This window comes from Micromonospora sp. NPDC023633, from assembly GCF_040640035.1.
Taxonomy (GTDB): domain Bacteria; phylum Actinomycetota; class Actinomycetes; order Mycobacteriales; family Micromonosporaceae; genus Micromonospora.
The window spans coordinates 1-26,268 of sequence record NZ_JBFABB010000006.1; the positions used below are offsets into that span (position 1 = coordinate 1).

Consider the following 26,268-nt stretch of genomic DNA (forward strand, 5'->3'; position numbering starts at 1 on the left):
GCTCGGGTCGTAAAGGAAGGAGGCGGCCGTGCCGTTCCCGCTGAAGATCCGGGTGCAGATCGCGCCGGGTGCCGACCTGACCGCCGATCCGGCGATGTGGGTGTGGGAGGACATCACTGACTACGTCCGGCCGCGCATCAGCATCACCAACCGGGGGCGCAGCAGCGAATCGGGCACCGCCCAGCCGTCCCGGTCCGAGCTGACGCTGAAGGATCCGACCGGGGAGTGGCTGCCGTACAACCGGGCCAGCACTCGCTGGCCGGGCTGGCGGAAGGGCTGCCCGCTGCGGGTGCAGGTGCTGGGCTCGGCGGGCTGGGTGACCCGCCACACGGGGTACGTGGACGACCGGAAGCCGCGGCTGGCGTCGTCGGACGCGGTCGACACCTACGAGGTGGACGTGACGGCGTCGGGGATCCTGCGGCGCCTCAACCAGGGCGTGTCGATTCGCAGCCCCCTGTACCGGTTCCTGACCGGCCAGGGTCCTGACGGCTACCTGCCGCTGGAGGATGGGCCGGGCGCGGACCGGCCAGCGCCACACGCCCCGACGCAGGGGCCGGCGACGGGTGCCGACGTCGAGTTCGGGGCGTCGGCGGCTGCCCTTCCAGGAGCATCGGCCGTGGCTCGGCTGACGACGTCCGCCGGGTGGATCCGGATGACGGTGCCGCTGGTCGACCGCCCCAGCATCGGCTCTCCGGTGTCGACCGCCCTGTTCTACGTCACCTCGCCGTCGCTGTCGGCGGAGGCGGACCTGGCGACGGTCGTGTTCGACGGCGCCGCCTTGTCGCGGCTGGTGGTGCGGGCGTCCAGCAGCGGCCTGCGGGTGACCGCCTACAACCCGGCGGGGACGCAGGTGGACACCGTGTTCCGGTCGTGGCCTGCGGACGCGACCCCGACCACCGGATGGGTGGGTGTGTCGCTGGCGGTGTGGCAGCCGGCCGCGTCGGCGGTGGTCACGGTCAGGATCCACGGCGCCGGCTCGCGGACGCTGACCGCGGCGTCGTCAGCAGGGTTCAGCGGCGCTGGCGGTCTGGGGCGGATCACCGATGTGACCCTGTGGGCGGCTGGGGTGGACGGCACCACCGTGGCGCACCTGTGGGCGCGAAACGCGTTCGCGCAGCCGCCGGACTCGTCGTGGGCGGCGGCCGGCTACAGCGGCGAGGACGCGGGCGCGAGGTTCGAGCGGCTGTGCGGTGAGGCGTCCGTGCCGTGCGTGCCGGTGGGGACGGCCGGCACGCTGATGGGGCCGCAGGCCGCCGGCGACCTGATGGCGCTGCTGCGGGAGGTGGAGACTACCGACGGGGGCCTGCTGTACGAGGCCCTCGACGGGCGGCTCGCGTACCTGCCCCGGGTGGCCCGGTATAACCGGCCCGTCGCCTGGGCGCTGCAGTACGAGCAGCTCTCGTCGCCGTTCAGCCCGGTGGACGACGACCAGGCCACCCGCAACGACATGACCGTCACGCGGTCGGGCGGCTCGTCGGCCCGGTACGCCGACGAGGAGCACGCCGCCCGGCACGGCCGGTACGAGGGGTCGGCGACGGTCAGCCTGGACGGCGATGCCAGGCTGCTCGACCATGCCGCGTGGCGTGTGCACCTGGGGACCGTGGACACGCTGCGTCACCCCCTGGCCAGCCTCAACCTGCGCAACCCCAAGGTGGAGCCGCAGGCCGACGCCTGGTTGGGCTGCGACGTCGGGTCGCGGCTCACCATCGCGGGCGCACCGCCGCAGGTAGCGGCGGGTCTGATCGACCAGCAGATCGAGGGCTACGCCGAGACGATCGACAAGTTCTCGTGGACCGTGGCACTGAACATGGCGCCGAACGCGCCGTGGCAGGTGGCTGAGGTCGGCGGGGATGCCCGGGTGGCCGCCAGCGGGTCGACACTCGCCGCCGAGCTACCCGAGGCGGGCATGTCGCTGATGCTCGCCTCCACCTCGGAGAGCGGCCCGTGGACGCAGAACGCGGACCACATGCCGCTCGACATCAGGGTGGGCGGGGAGCAGGTCACCGCGAGCGCGATCGGCCCGGCCGCCCAGGACACCTTCGGCCGCACCGTGTCGTCCGGGCTGGGAGCGTTGGACACCGGTCAGGTATGGGCGCTGCTCGGCACGGCGGGCGCGTTCAACGTCGACGGGGCTCGCGCCACGATCACGCACACTGCGGTCAGCAGCGGCCGGATCGCCACCATCGACACCGGGGTCACGGACCATCGGGTTCGGGCGTCCTGGTCGGTGCCGCAGCTGGCCACGGGGACGGCGCTCACCGCCTATGTCGTGGCCCGGTTCGTGGATGACACCACGTACTACTCGGCGCGCATCGGCTGGATCGTCGGCAACCAAATGACCTGCTCGATCCGCCGCCGGGCTGCCGGTGTCGAGTCGACCGTGGCGTCGGTGGTGGTGCCGTACACCGCCCAGGTTGACGTCATGTACTCGATCATGCTGGACGTCGCTGGGTCGACGGTTCGGGCGCGGCTGTGGCCCGCCGGGGGCGCGGAGCCGGCCGGCTGGGACGTGACCTACGTCGACCCCACTCCGCTCACCGGCACCCGGGTGGGATTGCGCACCACGCTCGACGCCGGCAACACCAACACGCTGCCGTTCGTATATGCCACCGACGACTTCGCAGTGATCACCCCGCAGCGAGTGACCCTGTCGGCCCGGGGCGTCAACGGTGTCGAAGCGTCGTGGCCGGCCGGCACCGACGTGGACGTGTGGCAGCCCGCAATCGTCGCTCTCTGACCTAAAGGAGGGAACCTGTGCCCATCGACTTTCCGCCCGGCACGCCGATCACCCCCGACCTGCTCGCCCGGCTGGTGCCGGTGTGGGCGCGCAAAACACTGGACCAGTCGGTGACGAACTCGGCGACGTTGGTCAACGACACCGTGCTCGCCGCCGACGTGGTCGCCGGCGCGGAGTACGACATCGAAGCGAAGATCTTCTACGAGGCACCGACTGCGAACGATTTCAAGTTCGCACTGACCTGGCCCTCGGGATCGCTGTGCCCGTGGGGCGCGCTCATGCTGGTCAACTCGGCGGCCGGCACCTCCGGCGATCTCGCCCCGTTCGTCTTCGGCAATCCAGTGCCCGGTGACTTCTTCGTCGCGGGTGGCGGCGGGGTCGGCCAGCAACTGCTTGTGCTGGTCAAGGGAACGCTGGTCGTCGGCGCGACCGCAGGGAAGCTCCAGTTCCAGTTCGCTCAGAGCCTTGCCGGCGCTGGCACGTCGGCGATCTGCAAGGCGGGCTCCACGCTGATGCTGCGGCGAACGCTGTAGCGGGGAGGGATTGTCGATGTTCGTCACGCAGAGGATCCAGGCATACCAGTACGACGGCACGAACGCAGCGGAGATCGCCGCAGCGATGGGGTCGTACGAGCACGAGGAGGTGGACGGCAACCTGATTCTGCGGGATCCGTGGCATCGGCTGGTAACAGTGACTCCGGCTGACTGGTGCTGCTACGGATCGGTGTATCCGGACCGGGCCGCGCTGGAGCAGGTGTGGTACGTACTGCCCGACCCGGCCCCAGAGGCTCCGACGGAGCCGACGCCGTGACCCGGGCACCCGAGAACCTGCTGGCCGTCCGCCGGCTGCTGCTCGCCCACCTGAACCTCGACGAGGACACCGTCCGGTCGCAGGACTTGGAGCCGGCGGAGGTCGGCATCGTCGGCGACCCCGCCCACCGGGGCGGCTACCACTGCGGCTCCGACCGGGTGGTGTCCGGCGACTACTCCGTCGTCGAGTCCTCGCGGGACCGGACCGGCCTGACCGAGTTCGCGTCCGCGCTCGACGTCGGCGACTTCTCGATCAGCGTCCGCGGCAAGCGCCACACGCTGGCCACGTTCTCGATGTGGCTGGTCGCGCAGTGCAAGGCGGGCGCCGACGACACCCGTGACATCCGCGAGGTCATCTACAGCCCCGACGGGCAGGTCGTGCGCCGCTGGGACCGCCTCGGCCGCCGGTCGAGCGGCGACAGCTCGCACCGCTGGCACACGCACATCTCGTTCCACCGCGACGCCATCAAGGCCGGCCGGGACCAGACGGCCCTGTTCCGCCGCTACCTCATCCACATCGGCGTCCTGTCGGCGCCGCAGACCGCACCGCAGGAGGACGACATGCCGCTGACCGAGGCCGACGCGAACACCGTGTGGGGCGCGAAGGCGTACGAGTACGTCGACGAGCGCGGAGACGGCGGCCGCGACGTGCGCACCGTCAAGGACATCCTGTTCGCCACCCACGCCGCGGCGGTGGCGGCGGCGAACCCGGAGCGCCTTGCGCAGCGCCTCGCCGAGCTGCTGCCCGACGGCACCGCGGTGTCGCGCACCGACCTGGAGGCGGCGCTGCGTACGGTGCTCGGCTCCCTCGACGCCCCTCCGCAGGAGTAGCCGGGTGGCGACCATTGTCGTCACCGGCCGACATCGCCCCCACGAGGTGATGTTCCTGGTCGTGTCCGCGCTCCTCGGGACTGGGTTCGTCTCCGGCGTGAAGCCACCCAGCAGCCTGGAGCAGCTCGTCGAGCCATGGGTCCTGTGGACGTGGTACCTGCTGCTGCTCGGCTCCGGTGTCATCGGGCTGGTCAGCATCGTCCTGCCGGACACCTACCGGGCGCTGGTGCTGGAGCTTGCGGCGATGCAAGGGCAGGCCGCCGCGCCGCTGCTGTACGGGGTGGCGCTGCTGTCGACCGGCAGCGCCGCCGTGGCGTTCGCGGTGGCGTTCTGCCTGAGCTGGACGGGCGCGTCGGCGTGGCGAGGGTGGCAGGTGTGGACGGGCATGCGAGCGCTGCGGCAGGCGGGGGTCGAGTGATGGGGAACATGTGGGCGCTCGCTGCGGCGGCCGTCGGCGGCGGGGGGCTGGCGGGAGTCGTGACGACGCTCATCTCGGGGATGCTGAACAGGCCGAAGACCCGCGCAGACGCGGTCGCGCTGCTCACGGATTCGGCGCTGCAGCAGGTCAACGAGCTGCAGGAGCGCACCGCGGAGGCGGAGCGGGAAGCGAAGGCGGCCCGCGACGAGCTCGCCCAGACCCGTAGGCACATGCGCGAGCAGATGCGGGAGCTGAACGAGGAGATCGACGCGGCAGTGGCGACGCTGCGCACGTGGCGGGCGGCGATCCTCAACCCGGCCGTCGACCTGGACTCGCTGCGACTGATGGTGCGGGACCCGGGCGGCACCATCAACGGCCGCCACCTGTAGCTCAATACCCGTCGGGCTGGCGGATCCGCCACTTCCCGTCGGCCTCACCCTGCGCGTACAGCAGCGCCAGCTCCGCCCGGGCGGACTCCTCGTCGGGGTGCACCGCGCTGCTCGTCGGCCCTGACGCCGGATCGTTCAGGCGGATCTCCCACTGGCCGTCGCGGTGCTCGAACAGCCGCACCACCGCCAGCGGCAGGTGCGGGTCGTTCGGCCCGTACAGCCAGCCGTGCTCACGCAACTGCGGCATCCCAGCCATGACCACACACCCTAGGAGACCCTGTGAAGCTGTTCGGACGGGAACCCGCGCTCATCATCGGCGCCATCGGTTCCCTGCTCACCGTGCTGGCCAGCCTCAACGTGCCCGGCATCGACGCCGGCGCCGCCGCGGCCATCACCGCGTTCCTCGCCGCGTGCATCATCGCGGCCACAACCCGGCCCGTCGCCCCCGCCCTGTTCACTGGGGTTGTCGCCGCCGGCGCGGCCCTGGTGGCCGAGTACGGCATGAACGTCCCCGACGGCGTGACCGGCGCGATCAGTGCCGCGGTGCTGGCCGGGTTCGCCCTGTTCGGGATCCGACCGCAGGTGACGCCGTCCACCGGGCCGGTCACCGCCGACGGCATGTAGCACCACCACCTGCACAGACTGCGGGCCCTGTCGCCTCCCTCGGTTCGAGGGTTGGTGACAGGGCCCGCTTTCGCGCTGTCCAGGGTCAGGCGGGCTCGCACACGATCCCGTCGCCGTCCCGATCCCGGTACCAGTCGTACTCCGGGTCCTCGCCCTCCACGTACGGCCCGTACCCGTTGGCGTTGGCCTCCTTGCACGTGTCGAACCGTGGGTCGTTCTTCGGTGCCGGCGGTGGTGGCTTCCTGGTGGGGGACGGCTTCGGCGCGCTGGTCGTCCGGCTCGGCGCGCTGGTCGTCCGGCTCGGCGCGCTGGTCGTCCGCTTCGGCGTCGGCGACGACTTCACCGCGGTGGTCTTCGACGGCGACGGGGACGGCTCGCTGAGGACGTTCGACGGTGATGGTGTCGGGGAGAGCGCGGACGACTCCACGACGGGCCGCGTGGGCGGTGGGTCGTCGTCTCCGACCGCGCCGACCACCCCGCCGCAGCAGCAGATCATCACCACCACGCCGGCCAGGGCCCACGAGATCGCGCCGAACGGGCTGGTGATCTGGATGGGGCCGAGGCGGAAATTCCAGCGGGCCTGACTCATCCGGGCACCGTACCGGGCAGCGTCCACACGAGAGCCCCACCGTCGGGTAGCTGACGATGGGGCTCGGAAGGTAAGCGGTTTCCGGGGGCGGGTGGGGGGCCCGGTTGCCCGGGCCCCAGCGGGGGTCAGTGGACGGTGACGGTGGCGGTGCCGCCGGTCGGGGTGTTCCGCTTGGCCCATCCCCGCAGGTGCTCGACGTGGTCGGGGGTGGCGTTGCGGATGGTCCGGCGGTTGGTGCCCTTGGCCGACTCGATCTCGATGCTCACCGTGTAGGTCATGTCCGTCTCCCTCGTTCGCCGCTTCCTTATGCCAACTAGTGTGGCATACCGATGTGGCGTACGTCAACAGATGAGGCCACCTTGTGTGGCAACGTGAGGTGTGCGAGCATCACGGGGTGACCACACTCGAAGACGCCGCCCAGACCTACCGCCAGGCCAAGGACGCCCTCGACCAGGCCCGCCCCGCACTGGCCGACGCCATCGTCGAAGCTGCCCGCGCCGGCACCAAGCAGGCCGACATCGCCCGGATCTCCGGCTACACGCGGGAGCAGGTACGCCGCATCTGCCGCGCCGCCGGCCTCCAGGCCGAGTAGCCCTCAACGCACTGCGCCCCCGCTCGGCTTCGGCCGGCGGGGGCGCTTTCGTGTGTCTGGGGTCAGCCCTCGGGTTGTTCGGGCAGGTGGCGGTACACGGTAGATCGGGCCCGCCCCGCCTTCTCGGCGAGGTGCGCGGGCGGCACGTCCACCTTGTGGGCGGCCCTGACCGCCTCCCAGAGCAGCTCGTCGGCTTCGTCGGCTCGCTTGGCCGCGCGCTCGACGGCTGTGATCGCTCGCCGCTGCTCATCGGTCTGAGGGGTCCATCTGGGTCTCGCCACGCGCATGATCCTAGCCCTTTCTGTCCGACTGTCGGTCACCTCTTGCTCCCTTCCCGAGGACGCTGTTAGTGTTGCACTGTCGGACAGTAACAACAAGACCAGGAGGCAACGATGGGCCTGTTCAGCAGCAAGGACCCGAGCAAGGACGCAGCGATCCGGGAGCACAAGGACGCCCGCAGGAACCTGGCGCAGGTCAGCAGTAAGACGAAGGACGTCAACGACGAGTACCTCGCCGCGAACCGCCGCGTCATCGACGCCGAGAAGAACATCCCCTGGTACCGGCGCTGACCACCACGTAAGCGGCACCCGGCCAAGCGACGCAACCGCCGGCCGGGTGCCTTGACCAGGAAGTGAGTCCTGACCCATGAACATCATCGAGCACGCGCTCACGTCTGCACAGCCCACCACCGGGTTCCGCGTCGAAGAGCGCACCATCGACGCCCAGGCCACCCCCGACGGCGACGGCCTGACGAACGTCACCCTCACCGCCCGCGACATCCACACCGTCGCCGACCGTGACGGTGCCCTCAACGTGTTCCGCACCCTCCTGGCCCTCGACCCGGACAAGTACCGGCCGGGCAGCGGCTACCGCCTGGTCCTCGTCGAGGCGAAGGACGGTGACCGGTGATGGCCCGCTTCATCGACCGTCTCGTGTACCGCACCGTGGCCTGGGCTGCAGTCCCCGCGTTCGGCGCCCTGATGTCGAACCTCGGCGTGATCGGGGGTGCGGCGTGAAGGGCAGCCAGGTGTGCACGATCCTGTTCGGCTCCCTGCCGTTCAGCGCCGTCTGGGAGGTGGCCATCCACGCCGCCGTCGACGGGCAGCCGCCGAGCGACCTGGTGGTCGCTGGCGCACTCCCGCAGGCCGTCGCTCTGGCGCTGCTGGCGGCGTTGGCGGCCAAACCGGACGAGGAGGAGCAGCCCGCTGACGTGCCCGTGCCGGCGCCGCGCCGCCAGGTGGCCGCGCCCGCCCGACGGGAGCTGGCCCGCTGATGTGCCAGATCTCCGGCAAGTGCGGCTGCGGCGGTGGCCTCGGTAGCTTCCTGCTCGCCTTCACCGGGCGCGCCCTGTGGGAGCTGCTGAAGGCCCTCGCCCAGGCCGCGCAGCTCCTGCTCCTCGCCGCCTTCCTGGCCGCCCGGTGGGCCACGCCGCGTGTGTACCGGCTGGCGCGGCGCGGCTACCGGGAGGGCCGCCGCCGCTGGCTGATGCGGCCCGTCGTGCTCGACCGGCAGCCGTCCGCCGCGCTGCCTGAGCAGCCCACCGCCATGACCCTCGCCGACCTGAAGCTGAAGGAGCCGGCCAACTCATGACCACGACCCTCGACCCCACCTACCTCGACGTCGTCGACGTGCCCCTCGACGACGCGCCGCCGGTCGACCCGTGGGTCCACGCCGAGCCGGTCACCGAGCTGGCCCCGGCGCCCGAGCCGCAGCTGGCCGACGACGGACTCACCCCGGCGGTGCGGAAGATGGTTGCCGAGCTGCGCGCCCACTACAACGGCGCGGACCCCGGCTCCATCGACAAGGCCATCACCACCATCCAGCCCATCTCCGACAGCCCGAAGTCGTGGGACTCGCGTGGGCAGGCCGGCGCCGCGGTGAAGGCGTACCGCGCCAGCATCGGCGTACCGGCCAAGCCGACGGCGAAGAAGCCGGCGGCCCGTACCGCACCCGCTAAGCCGCGCCGTACCGCTGCGGTACAGACCAAGCCGGCTGCGCCCGTACCGCCCGTGGTACGGGACGAGCCGGAGCCGGTGGTACAGGACGTGGTACGCGAGCCCGTACCGCCGCCGCCGGTCGCGGTACAGCCGGAGCCCGTACCGCAGCCCATACCGGAGCCGGAGCCGGTGGTACAGGACGTGGTACGGCGGCCGGTCGTGTGGCCGGTGATGCTGCTCGCCGCGCCCGCGTTCGTCGCTGTGTGGTCCGGGTGGGTCGGGCTGGGCAAGCTGACCGGGTTCGGGATGGTGGACCTGCTGCCCGGCATCGTGGCCCAGGGCGGCTGGGCGACCATCGACTCCGCCATCACCCTGCCCATCGGCGTGGAGACGTACGCCGCGTACGCCCTCTACATCTGGCTGTCCGGGCGGGTGCCGGCCCGGGCCCGCGTGTTCGCGAAGTGGTCGGCCATCGCCTCACTGATCGTCGGCGCGCTCGGCCAGGTCGCCTACCACCTGCTCGTCGCCGCTGGCGTGACCGCGGCCCCGTGGTGGATCACCACCCTCGTTGCGTGCCTGCCCGTCGCCGTGCTCGGCATGGGCGCTGCCCTGGCCCACCTCGTGCGAGAGGACGCCCGGTGAGCCGCGTGCTGCGGGCCCTGGTCCTGCTGCTCACCGGCGGCAGGTGCCCGACCTGCCGGCAGACGTACCCGCGCCGCATCCCCGCCGACCAGGACCAGCGCTGCTGGACCTGCTCCACCGGAGAGGACCACTGATGACCACCGCCGACTTCGCCGCCGTGTTCGCGGCCCTCTACGCCGCCCACCAGGTCGCCGACCACTGGATCCAGACCGACCACCAAGCCGCCCACAAGGGGCAGCCCGGCTGGGCCGGTCGGCGAGCCTGTGCCGTGCACGTGGCCACCTACGGCGCAACCCAGCTCGCCGCCATCGGCGCCCTGGTCCTCACGCTCAACCTGACCGTCCCCGCGGTCCATCTCGTCGCCGGCATGGCGGTCAACCTCGGCACGCATTACCTGGCCGACCGCCGCACCCCGCTGCGCTGGATCGCCGGCCGGCTCGGCCTCACCGGCTTCCTGGCCCTCGGCACTCCCCGCCCGGACCGCAACGACAACCCATCGCTCGGCACCGGCGCGTACGCCCTCGACCAGTCCTGGCACATCGGGTGGCTGTTCATCACCGCCCTCATCATCGCCGCCTGACCCACCACCCGAAGGAGCAGAGCAATGCAGGTATCGAGGGACATCCTCACCGCCGGCCTGAAGCGTGCCTACGTCTACCAGCTCGGCGACAAGTTCCAGGGCATCTGCACCGGCTGCGGCTGGAGCGTGGAGAAGATCGGCCTTGCTCCGGCGCTGGTGGCCACCAGCGCGCACGCGGGGAGGTGCCGGGCTTGATGGCCGAGACGAACTGCGCCGTGTGCCCCGAGCCGCTCACGCGGCCCGCCGTCAACGGACACGACCACAGCAAGGAGGGCTAATGTTCCGCCAGCAGCCGCCGGCCGCGTCCGCCGCCGTGCACGTACTCAACGTCCGCAAGCGTGGCCTGATCGCACTGTGCGGGGTCGATCTGACCGGCGAACCGGAGATGCCCGCCGATACCACCGTGACCTGCCCGGTTTGCGCCCGGAAGGCGCGCCGTGGCTGACGCCGACTGCCCCGTGTGCCCCGAGCTGCGTGAGCAGCTCGGGGCCGACGGCCACGACCACAGCAAGGAGGGATGACCCATGGCCGACGACTGCCCGAACTGCGGCACCCTGCAAGCCCAGATCGCCCAGCTCATCGGTGGGGTCACCTCCACCGTCGTCCTCATCGACAGCGAACTCGACGAGGCGACCATGAACCGCCACCAGCTCGTCCACGTCATCAAGGCACAGCTCGCCGCTGTCCTGTCCAGCGCCTACTGAGGAGGTGTCCACCATGAGCACCGACGTGGCCCCCCACGACCTGATCGAGGACGCCGAAACCGTCACCGTCTACCTGCCCACGCAGGGCGGACCGGTCGACCCGCCCGACGCCGTCTCCACCACCTGGGCGACCATCACCAACACCAGCACCAGCGGGCGCAAGCCGATCGTGCCAGCGTGGATGCTGTCCAAGCACCAGCGCAGCGCCACGCTCCGCGCGATCGCCAACAACCTGGCGTACCACGTCGGGTACCACGTCTTCTGGTCGCCGAAGTACCTCTGCAAGGTGGTGTGGTACGCCCCGCAAGGCGCGTGGAAGGCAGGGGCATCGGTGGTGTGGTACGCCGCTGGCGGCAAGGAGAACTACAAACTGCGGCAGTCCGCCGCGAACAAGGACGACGCGTTCACGTGGAAGGACCTGAACAAGACGCGGGCGAAGGAGTCCAAGGCCCGCTGGTGGTTCATCCTCACCGCGATCGCGGTCCTCGCGATCGCTTTGGCGGTGGCGCGCTACCTCGGCGCCGTACCGGCCGCAGCGTGGTACGTCCTGCCCGCCGCGCTGACCCTCGCCGCGGCATACCACGGCCGGCCCGCCGACAAGCCAATCCTTGACCGGGTGACCAACGGGCCGCGGTTCACGAAGCTCACCGCTGAGATGGTCCGTGCCGCACTGTGCTCGATCAGCGTCACCGGCATCAAGGATCCTGCGGCGTTGACGTTCCCAAGCCCCGGCATCCACCGTGACGGGCCGGGCTGGCTGGCCCGCGTTAACCTGCCCATCGGCGTCGAAGCCGTCGCGGTGCTGGAGAAGCGGGGCGCGCTGTCGTCGGCGCTACGGCTGCCCGTCGACCAGGTGTGGCCCGCCGCCGGCCCAGACCACGCCGGGCAGCTCGACCTGTGGGTGGGATACCAGCCGTCATCGAAGATGGGCAACGCGAAGTGGGCTCTGGCCTCCCCGTCGGCGCAGACCAGCGTCTTCGACCCCATCCCGTTCGGTGTGGACCAGCGGCAACGCCCCGTGAGCACCACCCTGTTCCAGCGGAACTACCTCATCGGTGGGCAGCCTGGCTCCGGGAAGACGTTCGCCGGCCGTGCCATCACTCTCGGAGCGCTGCTCGACCCCACCTGCGAGGTGTGGCTGGCCGCGTTCAAGCCGTCGGAGGACTTCTACGACGTGGGCGAGTTCTGCACCCGCTACGTGTGTGGTGTCGACCCGGCCACGATGGAGGCCGCCGAGCAGATGGTCGCCGATGGGCTACGGGAAGTGCACCGCCGGCAGAAGCTGCTCGGCAAGCTGAAGCGGGAGGGGCGGATCAGCGAGGGCCGTACCGACCCTGAGCTGGCCAAACAGGGCATCGGCCTGCACCCGCTGCTGCTGGTGTTCGACGAGGTCCACGAGCTGTTCCTTGAGTCCAAGCAGGCCGTGGAGGACATGATCCGACTCATCAAGCAGGGCCGGTCCGCGGGCGTCATCGTCGTGCTCATCACCCAGGTCGCCGACAAGGACAGCGTTCCGCCGAACGTCACCCGCTGCGTCTCGTCGAGGTGGTGCCTGTCGGTCGCCGACCAGGTCGCCAACGACCAGATCATGGGCACCGGCGCGTACAAGCGCGGCATCTCCGGCACGGCGTACCGGCCGAAGGTCGACGCCGGTTGGGGCGCCACGATGGGCATCAGCGACGACTACGTCGGCCCGGTCCGCGCCTACTACCCGCAGGACGACGAGCTGGCGGTCCTGCTCGACCGAATCCGCATGATCCGGCGGGGCCGCACGTTCAAGACCACCAAGGAGAAGGTGCAGGCCAGGGACATGCTCGCCGACGCGTGGGCGTGCCTGCGGCCCGGCGAGTCGGGAATGCCGTGGTCCGTGCTCGCTCAGCGGCTCGCCGAACTGGCACCCGAGTTCTACGCCGGCATCACCGCCGACATGGTCCGCGAGTCCCTCGCCCGGTACCACGTCCCGAGCCAGGACGTGAAGGTCGACGGGAAGAACCTCAAGGGTGTCCGCCGCACGGCTCTGGACGCGGCCGAGCAGCGCCGCCCGATCGCCGACAAGTGACCGCTTCGGCCGGTCGCGGGGCAGATTTCGGTCGCGGATCCGCGACTGGGCCCGCGACCGGCCTGACCTGCACAGACAGCCGTTAGTCGCGGGTCGCGGCACCCCTGCGCGACCTGCTGAAACCGCCTCTGGAGGCACCTGTGACCCCTTGGATCGCCGCGACCATCGCCGCGTACGCCCTGCTGTGCGCTGTCAGCCCGTTCGGGAAGTGCCGACGCTGCAAAGGCAAGGGCCACCGCAAGACCGTCGTCCGCAAGCGCCCGCGGCCGTGCCGTCGATGCAAGACCACCGGGCTGCGCCGGCGGTACGGCCGCAGCCTGTACGTGTGGACGAAGAAGACGTACAGGCCCCTGCTCGACGAGAAGCGCCGCGCGCGGGCGGGGAGCGCGGCGTGAGGGAGCTGATCGGCGAGATGCCCTGGCAGGTGATGCTTGCCTTGATCGCCGTCGCCGGACTTGCTGGCTACGCCGTCGACTGCTGGTGGCGGGAGTGGAAGCCCTGCTGGTGCTGCAAGGGCAGCGCCAAGCACTACCGCGACGACGGCAAGGTGTTCCGCGACTGCTGGGTGTGCCGCAGATCCCCGGGTCGCAAGCTGCGGATCGGCCGCCGGGTGTGGAACCGGTTCGCAAAGGTCCGCAAGGCCGCGAGCTGACCGCCTGGATTGGGCTAGCTGGCTAGCCCTCCGCCGTCCACTGTGCCGGGCCCTAGCCTGCCGGGGTGATCTACCCGGGGCGGGGCCCGTCCGGCTATCTGGAGCTGGCCGACCTGCTGCGCGCCCAGATCGTCTCCGGTGACATCCCACCCGGGCAGCGCCTACCGTCGGAGACGATGCTCGCGCAGACGTACGGGGTGGCCACAAAGACCGCCCGAGCAGCACTGATGATGTTGCGCAACGAGGGCCTCGCCGTGTGGGTGCGGGGCTACGGTGTGGTCGTGCGGGAGCCGGTCGAGCCGGAGCTGGTGACCATCGACCCGAGCGATGCCGTGTCGGCGCGGATGCCGTCACCAGCGGAGCGGGACACGTACGACGTGCCTGAGGGTGTGCCGCTGATCGTCGTGATCCATGCGGACGGCTTGCAGGATCTGTACCCTGCCGACCGGTACCAGATCGTCGTCCGGGGTCGCTGACCCCATAGTTGATCACTCTCTGTGTCGGCTTCCCGACAGAAATATTCACATGCCGAAAAGATCTGTTCCGCGAGGTACGACACATCGGACAGTCGATCACCTGTCGGACGTAGACAGGCCGTGAGCACGCGAGTTTCTCGCACAAAAGTACGGACGCATGTACGAAGATGGACGCTCACATTGAGCGGCGCTCATAGGATTCCCATGGACAACAATTGCTGATACGAATGCATCACAGGTCCGATCGGGGGGACCGCGGCGATCACTCGGGGGGGTGAGGGCCACATGACCAGCACCATCCGACGACTCATGCTCGGGGCGGCACTCACCGGCGGCGCGATCCTCGGCGCACTCGCCATCGAGCAGGCCGCCCACGCCGCCGACAAGCCCCGCCCGACGGTCCAGGGGGCGCTGGACCGCGTCAGCGGCCACGACCTGCCCGACCGGATCCCCGGCGTCAAGCACATCGACCCGCGGCCCGACAAGCCGCGCGAGGAGCCCGAACCGGAGCCGGTACGCGACGAGACGCCCCGCAACCCGCGCCAGGACGACGAGCAGGAGCCCGCCGACAAGCCGGAGCCCGAGCCCGAGCCGAAGGACGAGCCCGAGCCGGCACCGAAGGACGAGCCCGAGCCGCCCGCCAACGAGCGGCCAGCCACACCCGCCGACCCCATCGTCGAGGTGCCGCCGCTCGACCCGCCGCCACTCGTCGTCGACGTCCCGCCCGTCGTGGTCGACCCCCCGCCCGTCGTCGTGGACGTTCCGCCCGTGGCCGCGCCGACCGTGCCAGCGCCCGCACCCACCGAGCCCACCCCGGCGCCCGCCCCGGTCGAGCCGACACCCACAACGCCCCCGAGCGTGCCCGCGCCGAGCCCGCCCAGCGCCAGCCCGCCGACCACCACCCCGCCACCGCCGGCCAAGCCCGCGCCGCCCGCCACCATCCCCGTGGTCGATCTGCCCGTGCCGCTGCCCGTCGTCATCGGCCCCATCCCCGCCGCCGACCCGCCGTCCGCCATCGCCGCGCCGCCGTCCGTCGCCGAGGGCGACGACCTCGAGGTGACGCCCTGCGCCGGCAAGCAGCGCACCGAGCCCGCCGACCACGGCCGCGGCGTCGTCCGCACCATCACCGACAAGAGCAGCGGCCTGACCGACGCGACCCCGATGGGTGGCGGCTGCCCCCGCCCGGCCACCCCGGCGGGCGAGCTGGCCCAGCCCGCCCTCAAGCCGCCCGGCAGCACCGGCCTCGACGTGGCGTCCAGCCCCGTGGGCTTGCCGATCGACCACCCCAGCGGGGACCAGCTGCGCGCCCTGTGGCCACGCGACCACCTGCCCGCCGGCCGCGCCGCCCGCATCGACCCACGACCTGCCTGACCGCGCCACGCCCGCGGCGCGACAGCGGGCAACGTCGCCGGCAGCCGTGACCCCTCGTGCGCCGGCGGGAGGCGGGCCTCCGCGACCCCGACCTCCGTTCACGTCCAAAGCACAGCCGAACGGAGTTGATCAGCAACATGCACGACACCCTGGCGCCTGCAAAGCAGTCCGACGCCGCCACGACCCAGCGGCCCGGCCTCATCACCAAGCTGTTCTGCGGCGCCGCTACCGCCCAGTGCCTCTACGTCGTCTGGCTGCTCGCGCACAGCCAGAGCCCCACCCTCAACCGCAGCGAGGCGCTGCACCTCGTCACCGCCGCGGTTCTCGGCTTCCCCGCCCTCTACCTGCTCGCCAGGGACCTGATGAGCTGCCCCCGGGCCAAGAACACGGTGGGGGCATTCCGTGTCGGCGTGGCCGTGGGCAAGCTGCGCCGCAGGTGATTGCCCCCACCATGCCCCCAAACGCCAGTCAGGGCCGGTGAAAACCGGCCCTGACCTGGGGTTTTACTGAGGGTGACTGATGGGAATTGAACCCACGACAACCGGGACCACAACCCGGTGCTCTGCCAACTGAGCTACAGCCACCATGCCGTTCACACCCGATGGATCCGCGCCCGGTCGATCGCCCCGGGCGGGGTGCGGACCAATAATAGCCCCATCCCCGCCCGCTACGTCCAGCGGGTTCCGCCGGGCCGGCTCAGAGCTCGGCGGCGATCGCCTTGGCGGTCTCCACGTCTGGTCCGGGCAGGGGCACGAAGACGGTCCGCCGGTAGTACTCCAGCTCCCGGATGCTCTCCCGGATGTCGGCCAGGGCCCGGTGCGCGAGCCCCTTCTGGGGCTGGCCGAAGTACACCCGGGGGTACCAGCGGCGGCACAGCTCCTTGATCGACGAGACGTCGATCATCCGGTAGTGCAGGTGCGCGTCGAGGCGGGGCATGTCCCGGGTGATGAAGCCCCGGTCGGTGGCGATCGAGTTGCCGCACAGTGGGGCGGTGCGGGGGTCCTTCACGTGGCTGGCCACGTAGTCCAGGACCCTCTCCTCGGCCTCGGCGAGGGTCACCGTCGAGCGCCGGACCTCCTCGGTCAGCCCCGACTTGGCGTGCATCGTCGCCACGATCTCCGGCATCCCGGCCAGCGCCGCCTCGTCGGCGTGGATCACCACGTCGACGCCGTCCCCGAGCACGTTGAGGTCGGGATCGGTGACGAGCGCGGCGACCTCGATCAGCTTGTCCCTGCCGAGGTCCAACCCGGTCATCTCACAGTCGATCCAGACGAGAAGATCAGCCACCGGGACAGCCTACGCGCAGCCCACCCGGCCGCGCGCCCGCGCACCGGCGCGCGAGGTGACCGCTAGGGTTTCCCCCGTGCCAGCCGAACCCGCCGCACCGCCCGCCGTCACCGACGACGATCCGGGCGGCCGTACGGTCCGTCGGCTCGTCGCCCTGCTGGCGCTGGCCGCCGTGCTGCCGGCGCTCTACCTGCCCGGCCTGGTGCACGACTTCTTCGACCTGAAGATCTACATGCGGGCGATGGACTGGTGGGCGGCCGGGAACCCGCTCTACGACTACGTGCAGCCCGACCGGGTGCAGGGCGAGCTCTACTTCACCTATCCGCCGTTCAGCGCGCTGCTGCTGCGCCCGTTCGCGCTGCTGCCGCTGGGCGCCACCGTGACGATCTTCACGGTGCTGACGGGCCTGGCGGTCGTGGTCACCACCCGGTGGCTGCTCGCGCCGGTGATCGCCCGGCACCGCCTGCCGGGTGTGTTCACCCTCACCGTGGCGGTCCTGCTGGTGCTGGCCGTCGAGAGCACCCGCGAGACGATCACCTTCGGTCAGATCAACATGCTGCTGGTCGTGCTGATCCTGGCGGACCTGCTCTTCGCCGTACCCCGGGCGAGCCGGTGGGCCGGCGTGGGCGTCGGGCTGGCGACGGCGCTCAAGCTCTTCCCGGGCATCTTCATCGTCTACCTGCTGGTCACCCGCCGGTGGCGGGCGGCGGCGGTGGCGAGCGTGACGGCCGCCGCCGCGACCCTGCTCGCCGCGGCGATCGCGCCGCGTGACTCGTGGCGGTTCTGGACCCACGAGCTGTGGGCGACCGACCGGGTCGGCCGCACCGACTACACCGGCAACCAGTCGCTGTTCGGCCTGCTCAGCCGCATCACCGCGCCGGAGAAGCCGAACCAGCTGGTCTGGCTGCTGCTGGTGGCGGTCGTCGCCGGGTACGGGCTGTGGCGCGCTGCGCGGGCCGCCCGCGCCGGGGACCCGCTCACCGGCCTCGCCCTGACCGGGCTGGTCGGCGCGCTGGTCAGCCCCATCACCTGGACCCACCACATCTACTGGTTCATCCCGGCGGTGGTGGTGCTGGCGGACGCGGCGCTGAGCGCCGACCCCGCGAGCGGCGAGGGCGCCCGCCGGCGACGTCGGCTGGTGGCGCTCGCCGTCGGCACCTCCGCCCTCATCGTGTACGGGGTGGTGACCTTCCACGACTGGGGGATCGCCCCGGTGCGTACGGACTCACCGGGCGAGTTCCTGGTGCGCAACACGTACGTGCTGCTGAGCCTCCTGCTGCTGGTGATCCTGCCGGTGCGGCGGGAGGGCGGCGAGCCCCGCCAAATGGACACTCTTCCCAAGTAGCCTCGTTCATCGCTAATCTGGTCGCAACTACCTTAGACGACTCTCGGGTAGCACCGATCCCCCGGTGAGGACGGCCCTCCGCGTCGGCAGCGCGGAGGGCCGTCCGCCGTCTCGGCCACCCCCTCGGGACGCAGGCGCCGTCCCGCACCCCGGACCGCTGCCCGCAGCGCGAGGCGGCGCGGACGCGAGGTCAGCGCGGGTCGTCGGGCGACTGCGGGACGTCGTCGGAGGCGGCGGGGCGGCGGCCCTCCGCGGCGACCGGGCCGGCCGTCTCCTCGGCGGCAGCGGGCGGCCAGGCCAGGGTGAGGTTCACCTCCGGCGGCCGGAGCGCCGGGTCGTCTCCGGCGAGGTCGGCGAGCGTCGCGGGGCGGCGGGCGGGCACCGGCCCGATCGCCGGCCGGTCCCCCGTGGGAGCGGCGCCGACCGAGGCGAGCTGACGACCGGCGACGCGGGACCGGTCGCTGTCCCGGGTCGGCTGCGCGCCGAGGCCGCTGAGCGAGGTCACCCCGAGGCGGCCGGCGAGCACCGGAACCTGGTCCGGCTCGACCACGAAGACCACCTCGCGGGGGCGCACCGGGCGCAGCAGGAGCAGGGCCAGCGCCACCGCCAGCACCCCGCCGGCCAGCAGCCCGGCGGTCGCCGGGGCGGTCCAGCCGGCGCGCAGTCCCGCGCGCAGCTCCAGGCTCAGGTCGGCCCGCCCGTCGGGGCGCATCACGACCAGGCTCAGCCGCCGGTCGGCCAGCTCCGCCGGGGTCCACTCCAGCGCGCCGATCCCCTCGCGTACCCAGAAGGGCTGGCCGATCGGCGCCGCTGACGGCGCGGGACCGACGGACGGCGCGGGACCGACGGACGGCGCGGGACCGGCGGGCTGCAACCGGACCGGCAGCGGTCCCCGGGCCAGCGCCACCCGGCGCACCTCGGCGTGCGGGACCGGGTCGAGCCAGCGCCGCACCTCGTCGGCGGGGGCCAGCCCGACGAACGCCGGGCCGTCGGGCGTCCGGGCGTCCAGCCGGAGCCGGGCCTGCCCGGCGCGGGCGAACGGCGCCTCGGCCCGCAGCAGCTCGTCGACGTCCCGGACGACCACCGCGTGACCGGGGGTCTGCACGGTCTCGAACCGGGCGCTGAAGGCCCCACCCGGGTCGGCCTGCCGGCTGAGCAGCGCGAGCGCCCCGCCGGCGAGCAGTGCCGTGATCCCGACCGTCAGCAGCAGCATGGCGGCGAGCACCCGCACGAACCGCATTCGTCTCGTCCCCCTCCGTAGCCGGATACCCGGCCGACCTTACCGACGCGGGGCGACCGATCAGCGGATATCCACGGCACGGGTCAGGAAAGCAGCCGGCCCGTCGGATGGTCCGACGGGCCGGCGAGCGGTACGGGTCACACCTGCGACGTCGGCGTCCGCCGCGTACGCGAGAACGCGAGCCCGCCCAGCAGCAGGCCGCCCACGCCGGCGACCAGGCCGGCGACCGCGAGCCCGGTGGCCACGCCGTCGCTCTCGTCGTCATCGTCGTCGGCCTGCGGCGCGGCTGCACCGGTGGGGGCGGTCGGGGCGGTCGACGGCGAGGCCGCCGTGAGGGCGAGCACCGGGGCGGGGCTCTCCGGCTCCTCGCCGCCGGGGAGCGGCTCCTCGATCCACCGCTGCACGTTGCCGTCGGAGTAGGTCTGCAACGTCTTGAAGACCATCGTCTCGACCTGCGGCAGCGGCCCCATCGAGACCGGGAACTCCTGGAACTGGCCGGGCTTGACCGCCGCGTTCCCGGTGGCCGTCCAGGTGAGCTTGGAGACGACCTCGCTGAGCTGGCTGCCGTGCACCTCCACCGGCGGGTCCACCTTGCGCTTCTCCACCGCCACCGTCCAGCCGGGCACCGGCATCGTCGACACGGAGCCGACGGGCGCGTTCTCCGGCAGCACCACCTCCAGCTTCGTGGTGGAGGCCGTGTCGCTCTCGTTCGGCACCCGGAAGGCGAACCGGCCGTAGCCGCCCTGGGTGGCCTCCTGCGGGTTGACCGTGACGTGGGCGGAGGCGGGCGCCGCGAAGCCGAGGACGGCGGTGGCGACGGCGCCGAGCGCCAGGGCGGCGGCGGCGCTTGCGGTACGCCGGTGACGGGTCATGGTGCGAGCCTTCCTGTTACCTGATCGGCACGGTGGCGGTCACCGTGGCCTGGTCGATGTCCGACGTACGGACGGTGACGCGCAACTGCCACTCCCCCGCCGCCGGGAAGTTGATCTCGCCGGTGGCGTGGTTGTCGGTGAGCGGCAGCAGCGGGACCTGGATGGGTTCGATCCCCGCCGTCGGCAGGGCGACCGTGGCCCGCCACTCCACCACCGGCTGCGGCCGGTTGTCCTTGGTGTACGCGTAGAAGTGCACGGTGTTGTTGCCCCGCTCGGCCGGGTCCAGCTCGACCTGGAGCGAGAAGTTCGGGCTGGAGAGCGTCGTGGAGAAGTAGCCGCCCGTCGAGCCGGCCACGTCGGCGCCGGCGGTGCGGGCCGGGGTGGTCTGCACCAGGACGGCGGAGAGGCCGAGGACCACCGCCGTGATCGCCAGCTCCGCCCAGACCGCCCGCCGCATCGACGTCGGCCGGCCGGCCGCGGTGCGCCGGCGCACCAGCTGCCGCGAGTACGCGGCCACCGCGATCACCAGCACGAAGAGCCCGATCTTGCCCAGCACCAGCCGCCCGTAGGTGGTGTCGACCAGCGCGCGGGGGGTGGCCACCTCGATCAGTGCCTGGACGGTGCCGGCGAGCAGCAGCGCCGAGACGGCCAGCGCCGCCCAGCGCGACCAGATCGGCAGGATCGCGCCCAACTCCCGCTCGTCGGCCCGGGGCAGCAGGAAGGCGGCGAGCATCACCAGCCCGCCCATCCAGACCGCCATGCCGCCCAGGTGGACCGTGTCGACGACCACGGAGACCGCCGGGGCGGGCGAGGCCGCCGGGTGCCCGGCCAGCGGCCAGGTCACCAGTGCCGCCGCCCCGAGCACGCCCAGGATTACCAGGTCGCTCCGCTCGACCGGCCCCGCCATCAGGGGCCGGAGCAGGAACGCCGCCGCGGCCAGCAGACCCAGCCGGATCAGGTGCGCGGCGCCGAAGGAGCTGCCGAGCACGTCGCTCAGCCCCTCGCCGGTCACGTCGAACACGTCGCCGCCGGCGGTGTAGGGCACCTGGAGCAGCAGGTTCGCCGCCGTGGAGACCGCCAGCAGGCCGAGCCCCGCCCAGGCCAGCCGGGCCGGGCCCCGTCGGGGCAGCCGCCGGGGCCAGAGCGCGGCGAGCACCAGCGCCGCGCCGACGAGCAGCAGCAGGCCGGCGTAGCCGGCGTACTTGGCGACCTTGACCGCGTTGCCGACGACCGGGTCGGCCCGGCTGTCGTCCCCGCTGTCCACCGGGGGCGTCGAGGGCGCGCCGACGGAGTAGGTGAACGCGCCCGAGACGGGGTGGCTGTCGGCGGAGATGACCCGGTAACTGACCAGGTACGTGCCGCGCGCCCCGGCCGGGTCGACCGGGACGGTGACCACGGTGCCCTCGAAGGTGGGTTCGCCCCGGTCCGCGCGGGAGCCGTCCGGCGCGATCACCCGGATCTTGCCCGGCACCTTGCGCACCGACTCGCTGAACGTCAGCACGACCTCCGCCGGCCCGTTCGACACCACCGCCGAGGCGATCGGGCTGCTGCTCACCAGCACCGCGTGGGCACTGGCGGGCCCGGCGGGGGCGATCAGCAGTGCGACGACGGTGACCAGCAGCCCGGCGGTGGCGATCAGCCGGGCGGTCCAGCGGCGGTTGGCGACACTCATGCCGGCAATGCTCTCGAATCCGACGGGTCCGGCGCGACTTTGACCATGCCCGGGACCGCCGGCACCCGCGCGCCCGGCCCGGCCGGCGTGATGTCAGCCATGGCGGGCCAGGAGTGCGGACGACGGCCGGCGGCCCGGCTCGTCGCTGACCCGTCCCAGCGCCCACAGCAGCCCCGCCTGCACCACGGCGGCCAGGTGGCCGACCTCGTGCACCAGGGCGGTCGTCGAGTTGGCGATGTCCACCGCGCTGGTGCCGGCCAGGCAGACCGCCAGCACCAGCGCGACCGGCACGAACGCGCGGGCCCGCTCGGGCCGCCACGCGGCCAGCGCGAAGCCGACGGCCAGCGCCACGTCGAAGGAGGCCATCTCGCGGCTGGTGTGCGGGTCGACGGTCACGCCCAGCCCGGCGAGCAGCATCGGCAGGGCGATCGACAGCTGGGCGACCGCGGCCACCGCGACCGCCACCCGCAGCACCTGGCGGCGGGCCGCCCGGGCCGCCGCCCGCGTGCGCCCGGGCGCCAGCGGATCGGCGGCGACCGCTGCCAGCACCGACGCGGTCAGGTCGGGCACCGCCACCGCCTGCACCCGGACCAGCCGGGTCACCTGCTCGGCCCGGGCCCGCCAGGCACGGCAGCCGGGGCAGCTCTCCGCGTGCGCGTCCAACACCGCCGGCACCGCCAGCGGGTCCTCGCCGTCCAGCCGCGCCGACAGCGCCGCGCGTACGTCGTCGCATGTCATGTGGGGGTAGTCGTGTGGTGCGGCGGAATAGTTCCCGAGGTGGCGCAGGCCATGGAAGGGCCGAAGGACCCTCCCGGGCCCGGCCCCGCCGCGTAACCTGGACTGTCGTGATCCCCGCCCCGCGCGAGACCTCCGCCGCCGGCCCGACCGGTGACGCGGGCGCCGCTGCGCGGGAGTCGGCGACCGAGTGGGCGCTGGCCGCCCGCGACGGGGACCCCGTCGCCCAGGCCGCGTTCGTCCGGCTGACCCAGGCCGAGGTGTGGCGCTTCACCGCCGCGCTGGTCGATCCGGACAACGCGGACGACCTGACCCAGGAGACCTACCTGCGGGCCTTCCGGGCGCTGCCGGCGTTCGAGGGCCGCTCCAGCGCGCGCACCTGGCTGCTGGGCATCGCCCGCCGGACCTGCGCCGACCACCTGCGTACGGTCGTCCGTCGCCGCCGGCTCGGCGAGCGGCTCGCCGCCGACGCCTGGACCGACCGGTCGCACCCGGACCCCGCCGGTCAGTTCGGCGCCGCCGACCTGGTCCGCCGGCTGCCGGCGGAGCGACGCGCGGCGTTCGTGCTCACCCAGCTGCTCGGCCTGTCGTACGCCGAGGCCGCCGCCGTGGAGGGGGTGCCGGTGGGCACCATCCGCTCCCGGGTGGCCCGGGCCCGCAACGACCTCGTCGAGGCGGTCGGCGACGCCCTCGCCGGATGACCGGGAACTTCCGCCGGGGACGGGACGACCAATGATCGTGACCGCACCGCACACCCGGGTCGCCCGCTGGCCCGCCGTCCGTCCCTGGCTCGGTGTCGCCGCCCGGCTGGGCCTGGCCGCCGTGTGGCTGTTCGCCGGCGGCAGCAAGGTCGGTGACCTGGCCGCCTCCGGCCGCGCCGTGAACGCCTACCAGGTCATGCCGTACGACCTCGCCACGGTGATCGGCGCGGCGCTGCCCTTCGTCGAGCTGGCGCTGGGCGTACTGCTGCTGCTCGGGCTGGCCACCCGGCTCTCCGCCGGGGTCTCCACGGCGCTGCTGGTGGTCTTCGTCGTCGGCATCGTCTCCGCCTGGAGCCGGGGCCTCGCCATCGACTGCGGCTGCTTCGGCTCCGGCGGGGAGCTCGCCGAGGGCCAGACCCCGAGCTACCTCCCGGAGATCCTCCGGGACCTGGGATTCCTGGCACTGGCCGGGTTCCTGCTGATCTGGCCCCGCACCCCCGTCTCGGTTGACGGCTGGCTGGCGGGGGACGCATCCGTGGAGGACGAGGATGAGTAGTCGCAAGGGGCAGAAGGGCGCCGCCCGGGTGGTCCGCGAGCAGTTGGCCCGGGAGCAGCGGCGCAAGCGGACGCTCTGGGTCTCCGTGGCCGCCGTGGCCGTCCTGGTCGTCGCCGGCCTCATCGGCTGGAGCGTCTACTCCAGCCAGCGCTCCGACGACTTCACCCCGCCGACCGGCTCGAACGAGGCCGGCACCGGGATCGTCGCCGGCTCGGGTCCGGTCACCGTCGACATCTACGAGGACTTCCTCTGCCCGGCCTGCAAGCAGTTCGAGCAGGCCAGTGGCCCGACGCTCGACCAGCTCATCAGCGAGGGCAAGGTGCGGGTCGTCTACCACCCGGTGGCGTACCTGAACCGCTTCTCCAGCACCCAGTACTCGACCCGGTCGTCGGCCGCCTCCGGCTGCGCGGCGGAGGGCGGCCGGTACCGGGAGTACGCCAAGGCGCTGTTCGACCGGCAGCCGCCGGAGGGCGGCGCGGGGCTCAGCGACGAGGAACTGACCGACATCGCGGCGGGCACCGGCATCGACCGGGACGGCTTCGCCTCCTGCCTGCGGGAGGGCACCTTCAAGCCGTGGACCGAGCACGTGACGGAGGAGGCCAGCAAGGCCGGCATCACCGGCACCCCGACGATCCTGGTCGACGGCGAGGAGATCGCCGACCGCAGCCCCGAGGGGATCAAGGCGGCGGTGGAGGCGGCCGGCAGGTGATCCGCGACCTGGTGACCCGCGCCGGCCTGGTGCTCGCCGGCGCGCTGACCGCGACGGCCGCGTTCGCCGCGCCCGCCGCCGCGCACGGCGCCGACGCCCCCGACGGCACCGACTACCGCACCGAGGTGAGCGCCGTCGCGCCGGCCCGCCCCGGACTGACCGTACGGGTGGTCGAGGCGGGCGCGCGGCTGGAGCTGACCAACACCGGCGACCGCGCCGTCGAGGTGCTCGGCTACTCCGGCGAGCCCTACCTGCGGGTCGGCCCCGACGGGGTGTACGAGAACGTCCGCTCCCCCGCGACGTACCTGAACCGGACCATCGCCGGGGACACGCGGCTGCCGGCCGAGGCGAACCCGGCCGCCGCACCGGACTGGCGGCGGGTCGACGGCTCCTCCACCGTCCGCTGGCACGACCAGCGGGCGCTCTGGCGGGAGTCGGCACCGCCCCCGCAGGTGCGTGCCGCCCCCGACCGGGAGCACCGGGTGCGGGACTGGACGGTGCCGCTGCGCGCCGGCACCGAGGCGGGGGAGATCCGCGGCACCCTCGACTGGGTGCCGCCGCCGGACGCGTACGTCTGGTGGGTGGTCGCCACGGTCGGGCTGCTGGCCGTGGGGGCGCTCGGGCTGTTACCGGCCCGGTCTCAGCCGGGCGCGCGGGCGCTGGCCGGGCTCGGCGCGCTGCTGGTCCTCGGCGGGGTGGCCGCGGTGGTGTTCACCGTGGGCCGGGAGCTGGACGCGGGCGCGCGGGGCGTCGGCGGGGTGCTGACCGGCCTGCTGGGCGGGCAGGTCTGGGCGCTGCTGACCGGGCTCGGCGCCGTCGCGGCGGGGGTCTTCGCGCTGGCCCGCCGGCCGGCCGCCGACTTCGCGCTGGCGCTGGCCGGGGCCTGCCTGGCGCTCTTCGCCGGGGTGGCGAACGCCGCCGTCTTCGCCCGCGCCGTCGCCCCCGTGCCCTGGCCGGCGTCGACGGCCCGGATCCTGGTCGCCCTGATCCTCGTCGCCGGCGCGGGCGCCACCGCGGCCGGCGCCCTCCGCCTGCACGCCACCTCCCGCCCCCCACACCCCACCCCGCACCCTCCCCCCACCGCGCGCGTCGATCATGGAGTTGTGGTGGGTGACGAACCAGAGCGGAACAGGCCCGATCGGGCACCATGAGTGCATGATCGACGCCGCTGCACGCGCGCCCGCCGCTCGGCCGGCGCGCCGGCCGGGGGCGGGCGGGGGCGGCGGTAGGGTCGTGCCATGACCGCGCCCGACCGCCTCTCCCCCGGTGACCCCGCGCCGGAGTTCAGCCTCCCCACCGACACCGGCGAGACGCTCTCGCTGGCCGACCTGCGCGGCCGCAAGGTCGTCCTGTACGCCTACCCGGCGGCCATGACGCCCGGCTGCACCAAGCAGGCCTGCGACTTCCGCGACTCGCTCGCCTCGCTCCAGGCGGCCGGCTACGAGGTCGTCGGCATCTCGCCCGACAAGCCGGAGAAGCTGGCGAAGTTCCGCGAGCGCGACGCCATCACCTTCCCGCTGGTCGCCGACACCGACAGGTCCGTGCTGACCGCGTACGGCGCGTACGGCGAGAAGCAGTCGTACGGCAGGACGGTGACCGGCGTGATCCGCTCGACCTTCGTGATCGACGCCGAGGGCAGGATCGAGCGCGCGCTCTACAACGTCAAGGCCACCGGCCACGTCGCCAAGCTGCGCCGGGACCTCGGGCTGGACTGAGGTCGCCGCCGCACCGGGGCCGAGCC

General features: G+C 72.7%; 39 protein-coding genes, 1 tRNA gene and 1 pseudogene. 31 read left to right on the forward strand and 10 right to left on the reverse strand.

What is annotated here, in order from left to right; genetic code table 11:
- Positions 1-28 precede the first annotated feature (28 nt).
- Genes AB0G13_RS03000 through AB0G13_RS03025 form a run of 6 tightly spaced genes read left to right on the forward strand, consistent with a single transcriptional unit; the run spans position 29 to position 5,184 of the window.
- Positions 29-2,737, forward strand: a complete 2,709-nt coding sequence (locus AB0G13_RS03000; RefSeq protein WP_357868024.1) for a hypothetical protein — start codon at positions 29-31, stop codon at positions 2,735-2,737.
- Between the two features lie 17 nt (positions 2,738-2,754).
- Complete coding sequence (locus AB0G13_RS03005) at positions 2,755-3,270, forward strand: hypothetical protein (RefSeq protein ID WP_357868027.1); 516 nt, start codon at positions 2,755-2,757, stop codon at positions 3,268-3,270.
- A 16-nt stretch (positions 3,271-3,286) separates the two neighbouring features.
- A complete protein-coding gene (locus AB0G13_RS03010; RefSeq protein ID WP_357868030.1) occupies positions 3,287-3,547 on the forward strand; it encodes a hypothetical protein in 261 nt (86 codons plus the stop codon).
- Positions 3,544-4,377, forward strand: coding sequence for a hypothetical protein (locus AB0G13_RS03015; RefSeq protein ID WP_357868033.1), 834 nt, complete (start codon positions 3,544-3,546; stop codon positions 4,375-4,377). Before AB0G13_RS03010 ends, AB0G13_RS03015 begins: the two co-directional genes overlap by 4 nt.
- A gap of 4 nt (positions 4,378-4,381) precedes the next feature.
- Positions 4,382-4,795, forward strand: coding sequence for a hypothetical protein (locus AB0G13_RS03020; protein WP_357868035.1), 414 nt, complete (start codon positions 4,382-4,384; stop codon positions 4,793-4,795).
- The gene (locus AB0G13_RS03025) at positions 4,795-5,184 is read left to right on the forward strand and encodes a hypothetical protein (RefSeq protein WP_357868038.1); all 390 of its coding nucleotides are present in this window, start codon (positions 4,795-4,797) and stop codon (positions 5,182-5,184) included. Before AB0G13_RS03020 ends, AB0G13_RS03025 begins: the two co-directional genes overlap by 1 nt.
- Before the next feature lies 1 nt (position 5,185).
- Here AB0G13_RS03025 and AB0G13_RS03030 read toward each other — a convergent pair whose 3' ends face one another.
- The gene (locus AB0G13_RS03030) at positions 5,186-5,440 is read right to left on the reverse strand and encodes a hypothetical protein (protein WP_357868041.1); all 255 of its coding nucleotides are present in this window, start codon (positions 5,438-5,440) and stop codon (positions 5,186-5,188) included.
- A 23-nt stretch (positions 5,441-5,463) separates the two neighbouring features.
- Here AB0G13_RS03030 and AB0G13_RS03035 point away from each other — a divergent pair, with 23 nt between their 5' ends.
- A complete protein-coding gene (locus AB0G13_RS03035; RefSeq protein ID WP_357868043.1) occupies positions 5,464-5,808 on the forward strand; it encodes a hypothetical protein in 345 nt (114 codons plus the stop codon).
- Positions 5,809-5,893: 85 nt separating this feature from the next.
- Here AB0G13_RS03035 and AB0G13_RS03040 read toward each other — a convergent pair whose 3' ends face one another.
- Positions 5,894-5,968, reverse strand: a complete 75-nt coding sequence (locus tag AB0G13_RS03040; RefSeq protein WP_357868313.1) for an excalibur calcium-binding domain-containing protein — start codon at positions 5,966-5,968, stop codon at positions 5,894-5,896.
- Positions 5,969-6,005: 37 nt separating this feature from the next.
- On the opposite strand from AB0G13_RS03040, the gene AB0G13_RS03045 reads away from it, so the two are divergent.
- Positions 6,006-6,392 carry a hypothetical protein gene (locus AB0G13_RS03045; protein ID WP_357868323.1) on the forward strand — a complete coding sequence of 129 codons (387 nt, stop codon included), beginning with the start codon at positions 6,006-6,008 and terminating at the stop codon, positions 6,390-6,392.
- A 130-nt stretch (positions 6,393-6,522) separates the two neighbouring features.
- On the opposite strand, the gene AB0G13_RS03050 is transcribed toward AB0G13_RS03045, so the two are convergent.
- The gene (locus AB0G13_RS03050; protein WP_357868046.1) at positions 6,523-6,675 is read right to left on the reverse strand and encodes a hypothetical protein; all 153 of its coding nucleotides are present in this window, start codon (positions 6,673-6,675) and stop codon (positions 6,523-6,525) included.
- 116 nt (positions 6,676-6,791) lie between these two features.
- Between AB0G13_RS03050 and AB0G13_RS03055 the strand changes: the two genes are divergently transcribed.
- The gene (locus AB0G13_RS03055; RefSeq protein ID WP_357868048.1) at positions 6,792-6,989 is read left to right on the forward strand and encodes a hypothetical protein; all 198 of its coding nucleotides are present in this window, start codon (positions 6,792-6,794) and stop codon (positions 6,987-6,989) included.
- Between the two features lie 62 nt (positions 6,990-7,051).
- Here AB0G13_RS03055 and AB0G13_RS03060 read toward each other — a convergent pair whose 3' ends face one another.
- A complete protein-coding gene (locus AB0G13_RS03060) occupies positions 7,052-7,270 on the reverse strand; it encodes a hypothetical protein (protein ID WP_357868051.1) in 219 nt (72 codons plus the stop codon).
- Between the two features lie 111 nt (positions 7,271-7,381).
- Between AB0G13_RS03060 and AB0G13_RS03065 the strand changes: the two genes are divergently transcribed.
- The 16 genes from AB0G13_RS03065 (at position 7,382) to AB0G13_RS03140 (ending at position 15,850) form a co-directional block, all read left to right on the forward strand.
- Positions 7,382-7,558 carry a hypothetical protein gene (locus AB0G13_RS03065; protein WP_357868054.1) on the forward strand — a complete coding sequence of 59 codons (177 nt, stop codon included), beginning with the start codon at positions 7,382-7,384 and terminating at the stop codon, positions 7,556-7,558.
- A gap of 76 nt (positions 7,559-7,634) precedes the next feature.
- Positions 7,635-7,898 carry a hypothetical protein gene (locus AB0G13_RS03070; protein ID WP_357868056.1) on the forward strand — a complete coding sequence of 88 codons (264 nt, stop codon included), beginning with the start codon at positions 7,635-7,637 and terminating at the stop codon, positions 7,896-7,898.
- A 103-nt stretch (positions 7,899-8,001) separates the two neighbouring features.
- Complete coding sequence (locus AB0G13_RS03075) at positions 8,002-8,262, forward strand: hypothetical protein (RefSeq protein WP_357868059.1); 261 nt, start codon at positions 8,002-8,004, stop codon at positions 8,260-8,262.
- Entirely contained in the window at positions 8,262-8,579 is a 318-nt protein-coding gene (locus tag AB0G13_RS03080; protein WP_357868061.1) for a hypothetical protein, read from the forward strand. Before AB0G13_RS03075 ends, AB0G13_RS03080 begins: the two co-directional genes overlap by 1 nt.
- The gene (locus AB0G13_RS03085; RefSeq protein ID WP_357868064.1) at positions 8,576-9,568 is read left to right on the forward strand and encodes an ABC transporter permease; all 993 of its coding nucleotides are present in this window, start codon (positions 8,576-8,578) and stop codon (positions 9,566-9,568) included. The genes AB0G13_RS03080 and AB0G13_RS03085 overlap by 4 nt, the downstream gene beginning before the upstream one ends.
- Positions 9,565-9,702: a hypothetical protein gene (locus tag AB0G13_RS03090; protein ID WP_357868067.1), complete on the forward strand. Its 138-nt coding sequence runs from the start codon at positions 9,565-9,567 to the stop codon at positions 9,700-9,702. Before AB0G13_RS03085 ends, AB0G13_RS03090 begins: the two co-directional genes overlap by 4 nt.
- The gene (locus AB0G13_RS03095; protein WP_357868068.1) at positions 9,702-10,148 is read left to right on the forward strand and encodes a DUF3307 domain-containing protein; all 447 of its coding nucleotides are present in this window, start codon (positions 9,702-9,704) and stop codon (positions 10,146-10,148) included. The genes AB0G13_RS03090 and AB0G13_RS03095 overlap by 1 nt, the downstream gene beginning before the upstream one ends.
- Before the next feature lie 24 nt (positions 10,149-10,172).
- A complete protein-coding gene (locus AB0G13_RS03100; RefSeq protein WP_357868071.1) occupies positions 10,173-10,343 on the forward strand; it encodes a hypothetical protein in 171 nt (56 codons plus the stop codon).
- 82 nt (positions 10,344-10,425) lie between these two features.
- Positions 10,426-10,593 (forward strand): hypothetical protein, encoded by a 168-nt coding sequence (locus AB0G13_RS03105; protein ID WP_357868073.1) that lies wholly within the window; start codon positions 10,426-10,428, stop codon positions 10,591-10,593.
- 79 nt (positions 10,594-10,672) lie between these two features.
- Entirely contained in the window at positions 10,673-10,852 is a 180-nt protein-coding gene (locus AB0G13_RS03110; protein WP_357868076.1) for a hypothetical protein, read from the forward strand.
- 13 nt (positions 10,853-10,865) lie between these two features.
- The gene (locus tag AB0G13_RS03115) at positions 10,866-12,911 is read left to right on the forward strand and encodes a cell division protein FtsK (protein ID WP_357868079.1); all 2,046 of its coding nucleotides are present in this window, start codon (positions 10,866-10,868) and stop codon (positions 12,909-12,911) included.
- 140 nt (positions 12,912-13,051) lie between these two features.
- Positions 13,052-13,306, forward strand: coding sequence for a hypothetical protein (locus AB0G13_RS03120; protein ID WP_357868081.1), 255 nt, complete (start codon positions 13,052-13,054; stop codon positions 13,304-13,306).
- Positions 13,303-13,563: a hypothetical protein gene (locus AB0G13_RS03125; RefSeq protein ID WP_357868084.1), complete on the forward strand. Its 261-nt coding sequence runs from the start codon at positions 13,303-13,305 to the stop codon at positions 13,561-13,563. Before AB0G13_RS03120 ends, AB0G13_RS03125 begins: the two co-directional genes overlap by 4 nt.
- A 65-nt stretch (positions 13,564-13,628) precedes the next feature.
- Positions 13,629-14,039 carry a winged helix-turn-helix domain-containing protein gene (locus AB0G13_RS03130; RefSeq protein ID WP_357868086.1) on the forward strand — a complete coding sequence of 137 codons (411 nt, stop codon included), beginning with the start codon at positions 13,629-13,631 and terminating at the stop codon, positions 14,037-14,039.
- A gap of 285 nt (positions 14,040-14,324) precedes the next feature.
- On the forward strand, positions 14,325-15,410 hold the full coding sequence (locus AB0G13_RS03135; RefSeq protein ID WP_357868089.1) for a hypothetical protein: 1,086 nt from the start codon (positions 14,325-14,327) through the stop codon (positions 15,408-15,410).
- 137 nt (positions 15,411-15,547) lie between these two features.
- Positions 15,548-15,850 carry a hypothetical protein gene (locus AB0G13_RS03140; protein WP_357868092.1) on the forward strand — a complete coding sequence of 101 codons (303 nt, stop codon included), beginning with the start codon at positions 15,548-15,550 and terminating at the stop codon, positions 15,848-15,850.
- A gap of 71 nt (positions 15,851-15,921) precedes the next feature.
- On the opposite strand, the gene AB0G13_RS03145 is transcribed toward AB0G13_RS03140, so the two are convergent.
- Together AB0G13_RS03145 and orn are read right to left on the reverse strand one after the other, a co-directional pair.
- Positions 15,922-15,994, reverse strand: a tRNA-His gene (locus AB0G13_RS03145).
- Positions 15,995-16,106: 112 nt separating this feature from the next.
- Complete coding sequence (orn, locus tag AB0G13_RS03150; RefSeq protein WP_357868095.1) at positions 16,107-16,697, reverse strand: oligoribonuclease; 591 nt, start codon at positions 16,695-16,697, stop codon at positions 16,107-16,109.
- 76 nt (positions 16,698-16,773) lie between these two features.
- On the opposite strand from orn, the gene AB0G13_RS03155 reads away from it, so the two are divergent.
- Positions 16,774-18,042, forward strand: a complete 1,269-nt coding sequence (locus AB0G13_RS03155) for a glycosyltransferase family 87 protein (RefSeq protein WP_357868097.1) — start codon at positions 16,774-16,776, stop codon at positions 18,040-18,042.
- A 415-nt stretch (positions 18,043-18,457) separates the two neighbouring features.
- Here AB0G13_RS03155 and AB0G13_RS03160 read toward each other — a convergent pair.
- The 4 genes and pseudogenes from AB0G13_RS03160 to AB0G13_RS03175 form a co-directional block, all read right to left on the reverse strand.
- Positions 18,458-18,736: pseudogene (locus AB0G13_RS03160) on the reverse strand (hypothetical protein); the annotation flags it as partial.
- 683 nt (positions 18,737-19,419) lie between these two features.
- Positions 19,420-20,154: a YcnI family protein gene (locus AB0G13_RS03165; protein WP_357868100.1), complete on the reverse strand. Its 735-nt coding sequence runs from the start codon at positions 20,152-20,154 to the stop codon at positions 19,420-19,422.
- Positions 20,155-20,170: 16 nt separating this feature from the next.
- Positions 20,171-21,835, reverse strand: coding sequence for a copper resistance protein CopC (locus AB0G13_RS03170; RefSeq protein WP_357868315.1), 1,665 nt, complete (start codon positions 21,833-21,835; stop codon positions 20,171-20,173).
- An 84-nt stretch (positions 21,836-21,919) separates the two neighbouring features.
- On the reverse strand, positions 21,920-22,564 hold the full coding sequence (locus AB0G13_RS03175) for a zf-HC2 domain-containing protein (RefSeq protein ID WP_357868103.1): 645 nt from the start codon (positions 22,562-22,564) through the stop codon (positions 21,920-21,922).
- A gap of 107 nt (positions 22,565-22,671) precedes the next feature.
- Between AB0G13_RS03175 and AB0G13_RS03180 the strand changes: the two genes are divergently transcribed.
- The 5 genes from AB0G13_RS03180 to bcp all read left to right on the forward strand — a co-directional run bounded on the left by AB0G13_RS03180 (position 22,672) and on the right by bcp (position 26,242).
- Positions 22,672-23,262, forward strand: a complete 591-nt coding sequence (locus AB0G13_RS03180) for a sigma-70 family RNA polymerase sigma factor (protein ID WP_357868106.1) — start codon at positions 22,672-22,674, stop codon at positions 23,260-23,262.
- A gap of 31 nt (positions 23,263-23,293) precedes the next feature.
- Positions 23,294-23,818 (forward strand): MauE/DoxX family redox-associated membrane protein, encoded by a 525-nt coding sequence (locus AB0G13_RS03185; RefSeq protein ID WP_357868109.1) that lies wholly within the window; start codon positions 23,294-23,296, stop codon positions 23,816-23,818.
- A complete protein-coding gene (locus tag AB0G13_RS03190) occupies positions 23,811-24,527 on the forward strand; it encodes a thioredoxin domain-containing protein (RefSeq protein ID WP_357868111.1) in 717 nt (238 codons plus the stop codon). The genes AB0G13_RS03185 and AB0G13_RS03190 overlap by 8 nt, the downstream gene beginning before the upstream one ends.
- Positions 24,524-25,678, forward strand: coding sequence for a hypothetical protein (locus AB0G13_RS03195; RefSeq protein ID WP_357868114.1), 1,155 nt, complete (start codon positions 24,524-24,526; stop codon positions 25,676-25,678). The genes AB0G13_RS03190 and AB0G13_RS03195 overlap by 4 nt, the downstream gene beginning before the upstream one ends.
- An 87-nt stretch (positions 25,679-25,765) precedes the next feature.
- Positions 25,766-26,242 carry a thioredoxin-dependent thiol peroxidase gene (bcp, locus tag AB0G13_RS03200; RefSeq protein ID WP_357868117.1) on the forward strand — a complete coding sequence of 159 codons (477 nt, stop codon included), beginning with the start codon at positions 25,766-25,768 and terminating at the stop codon, positions 26,240-26,242.
- Positions 26,243-26,268 lie beyond the last annotated feature (26 nt).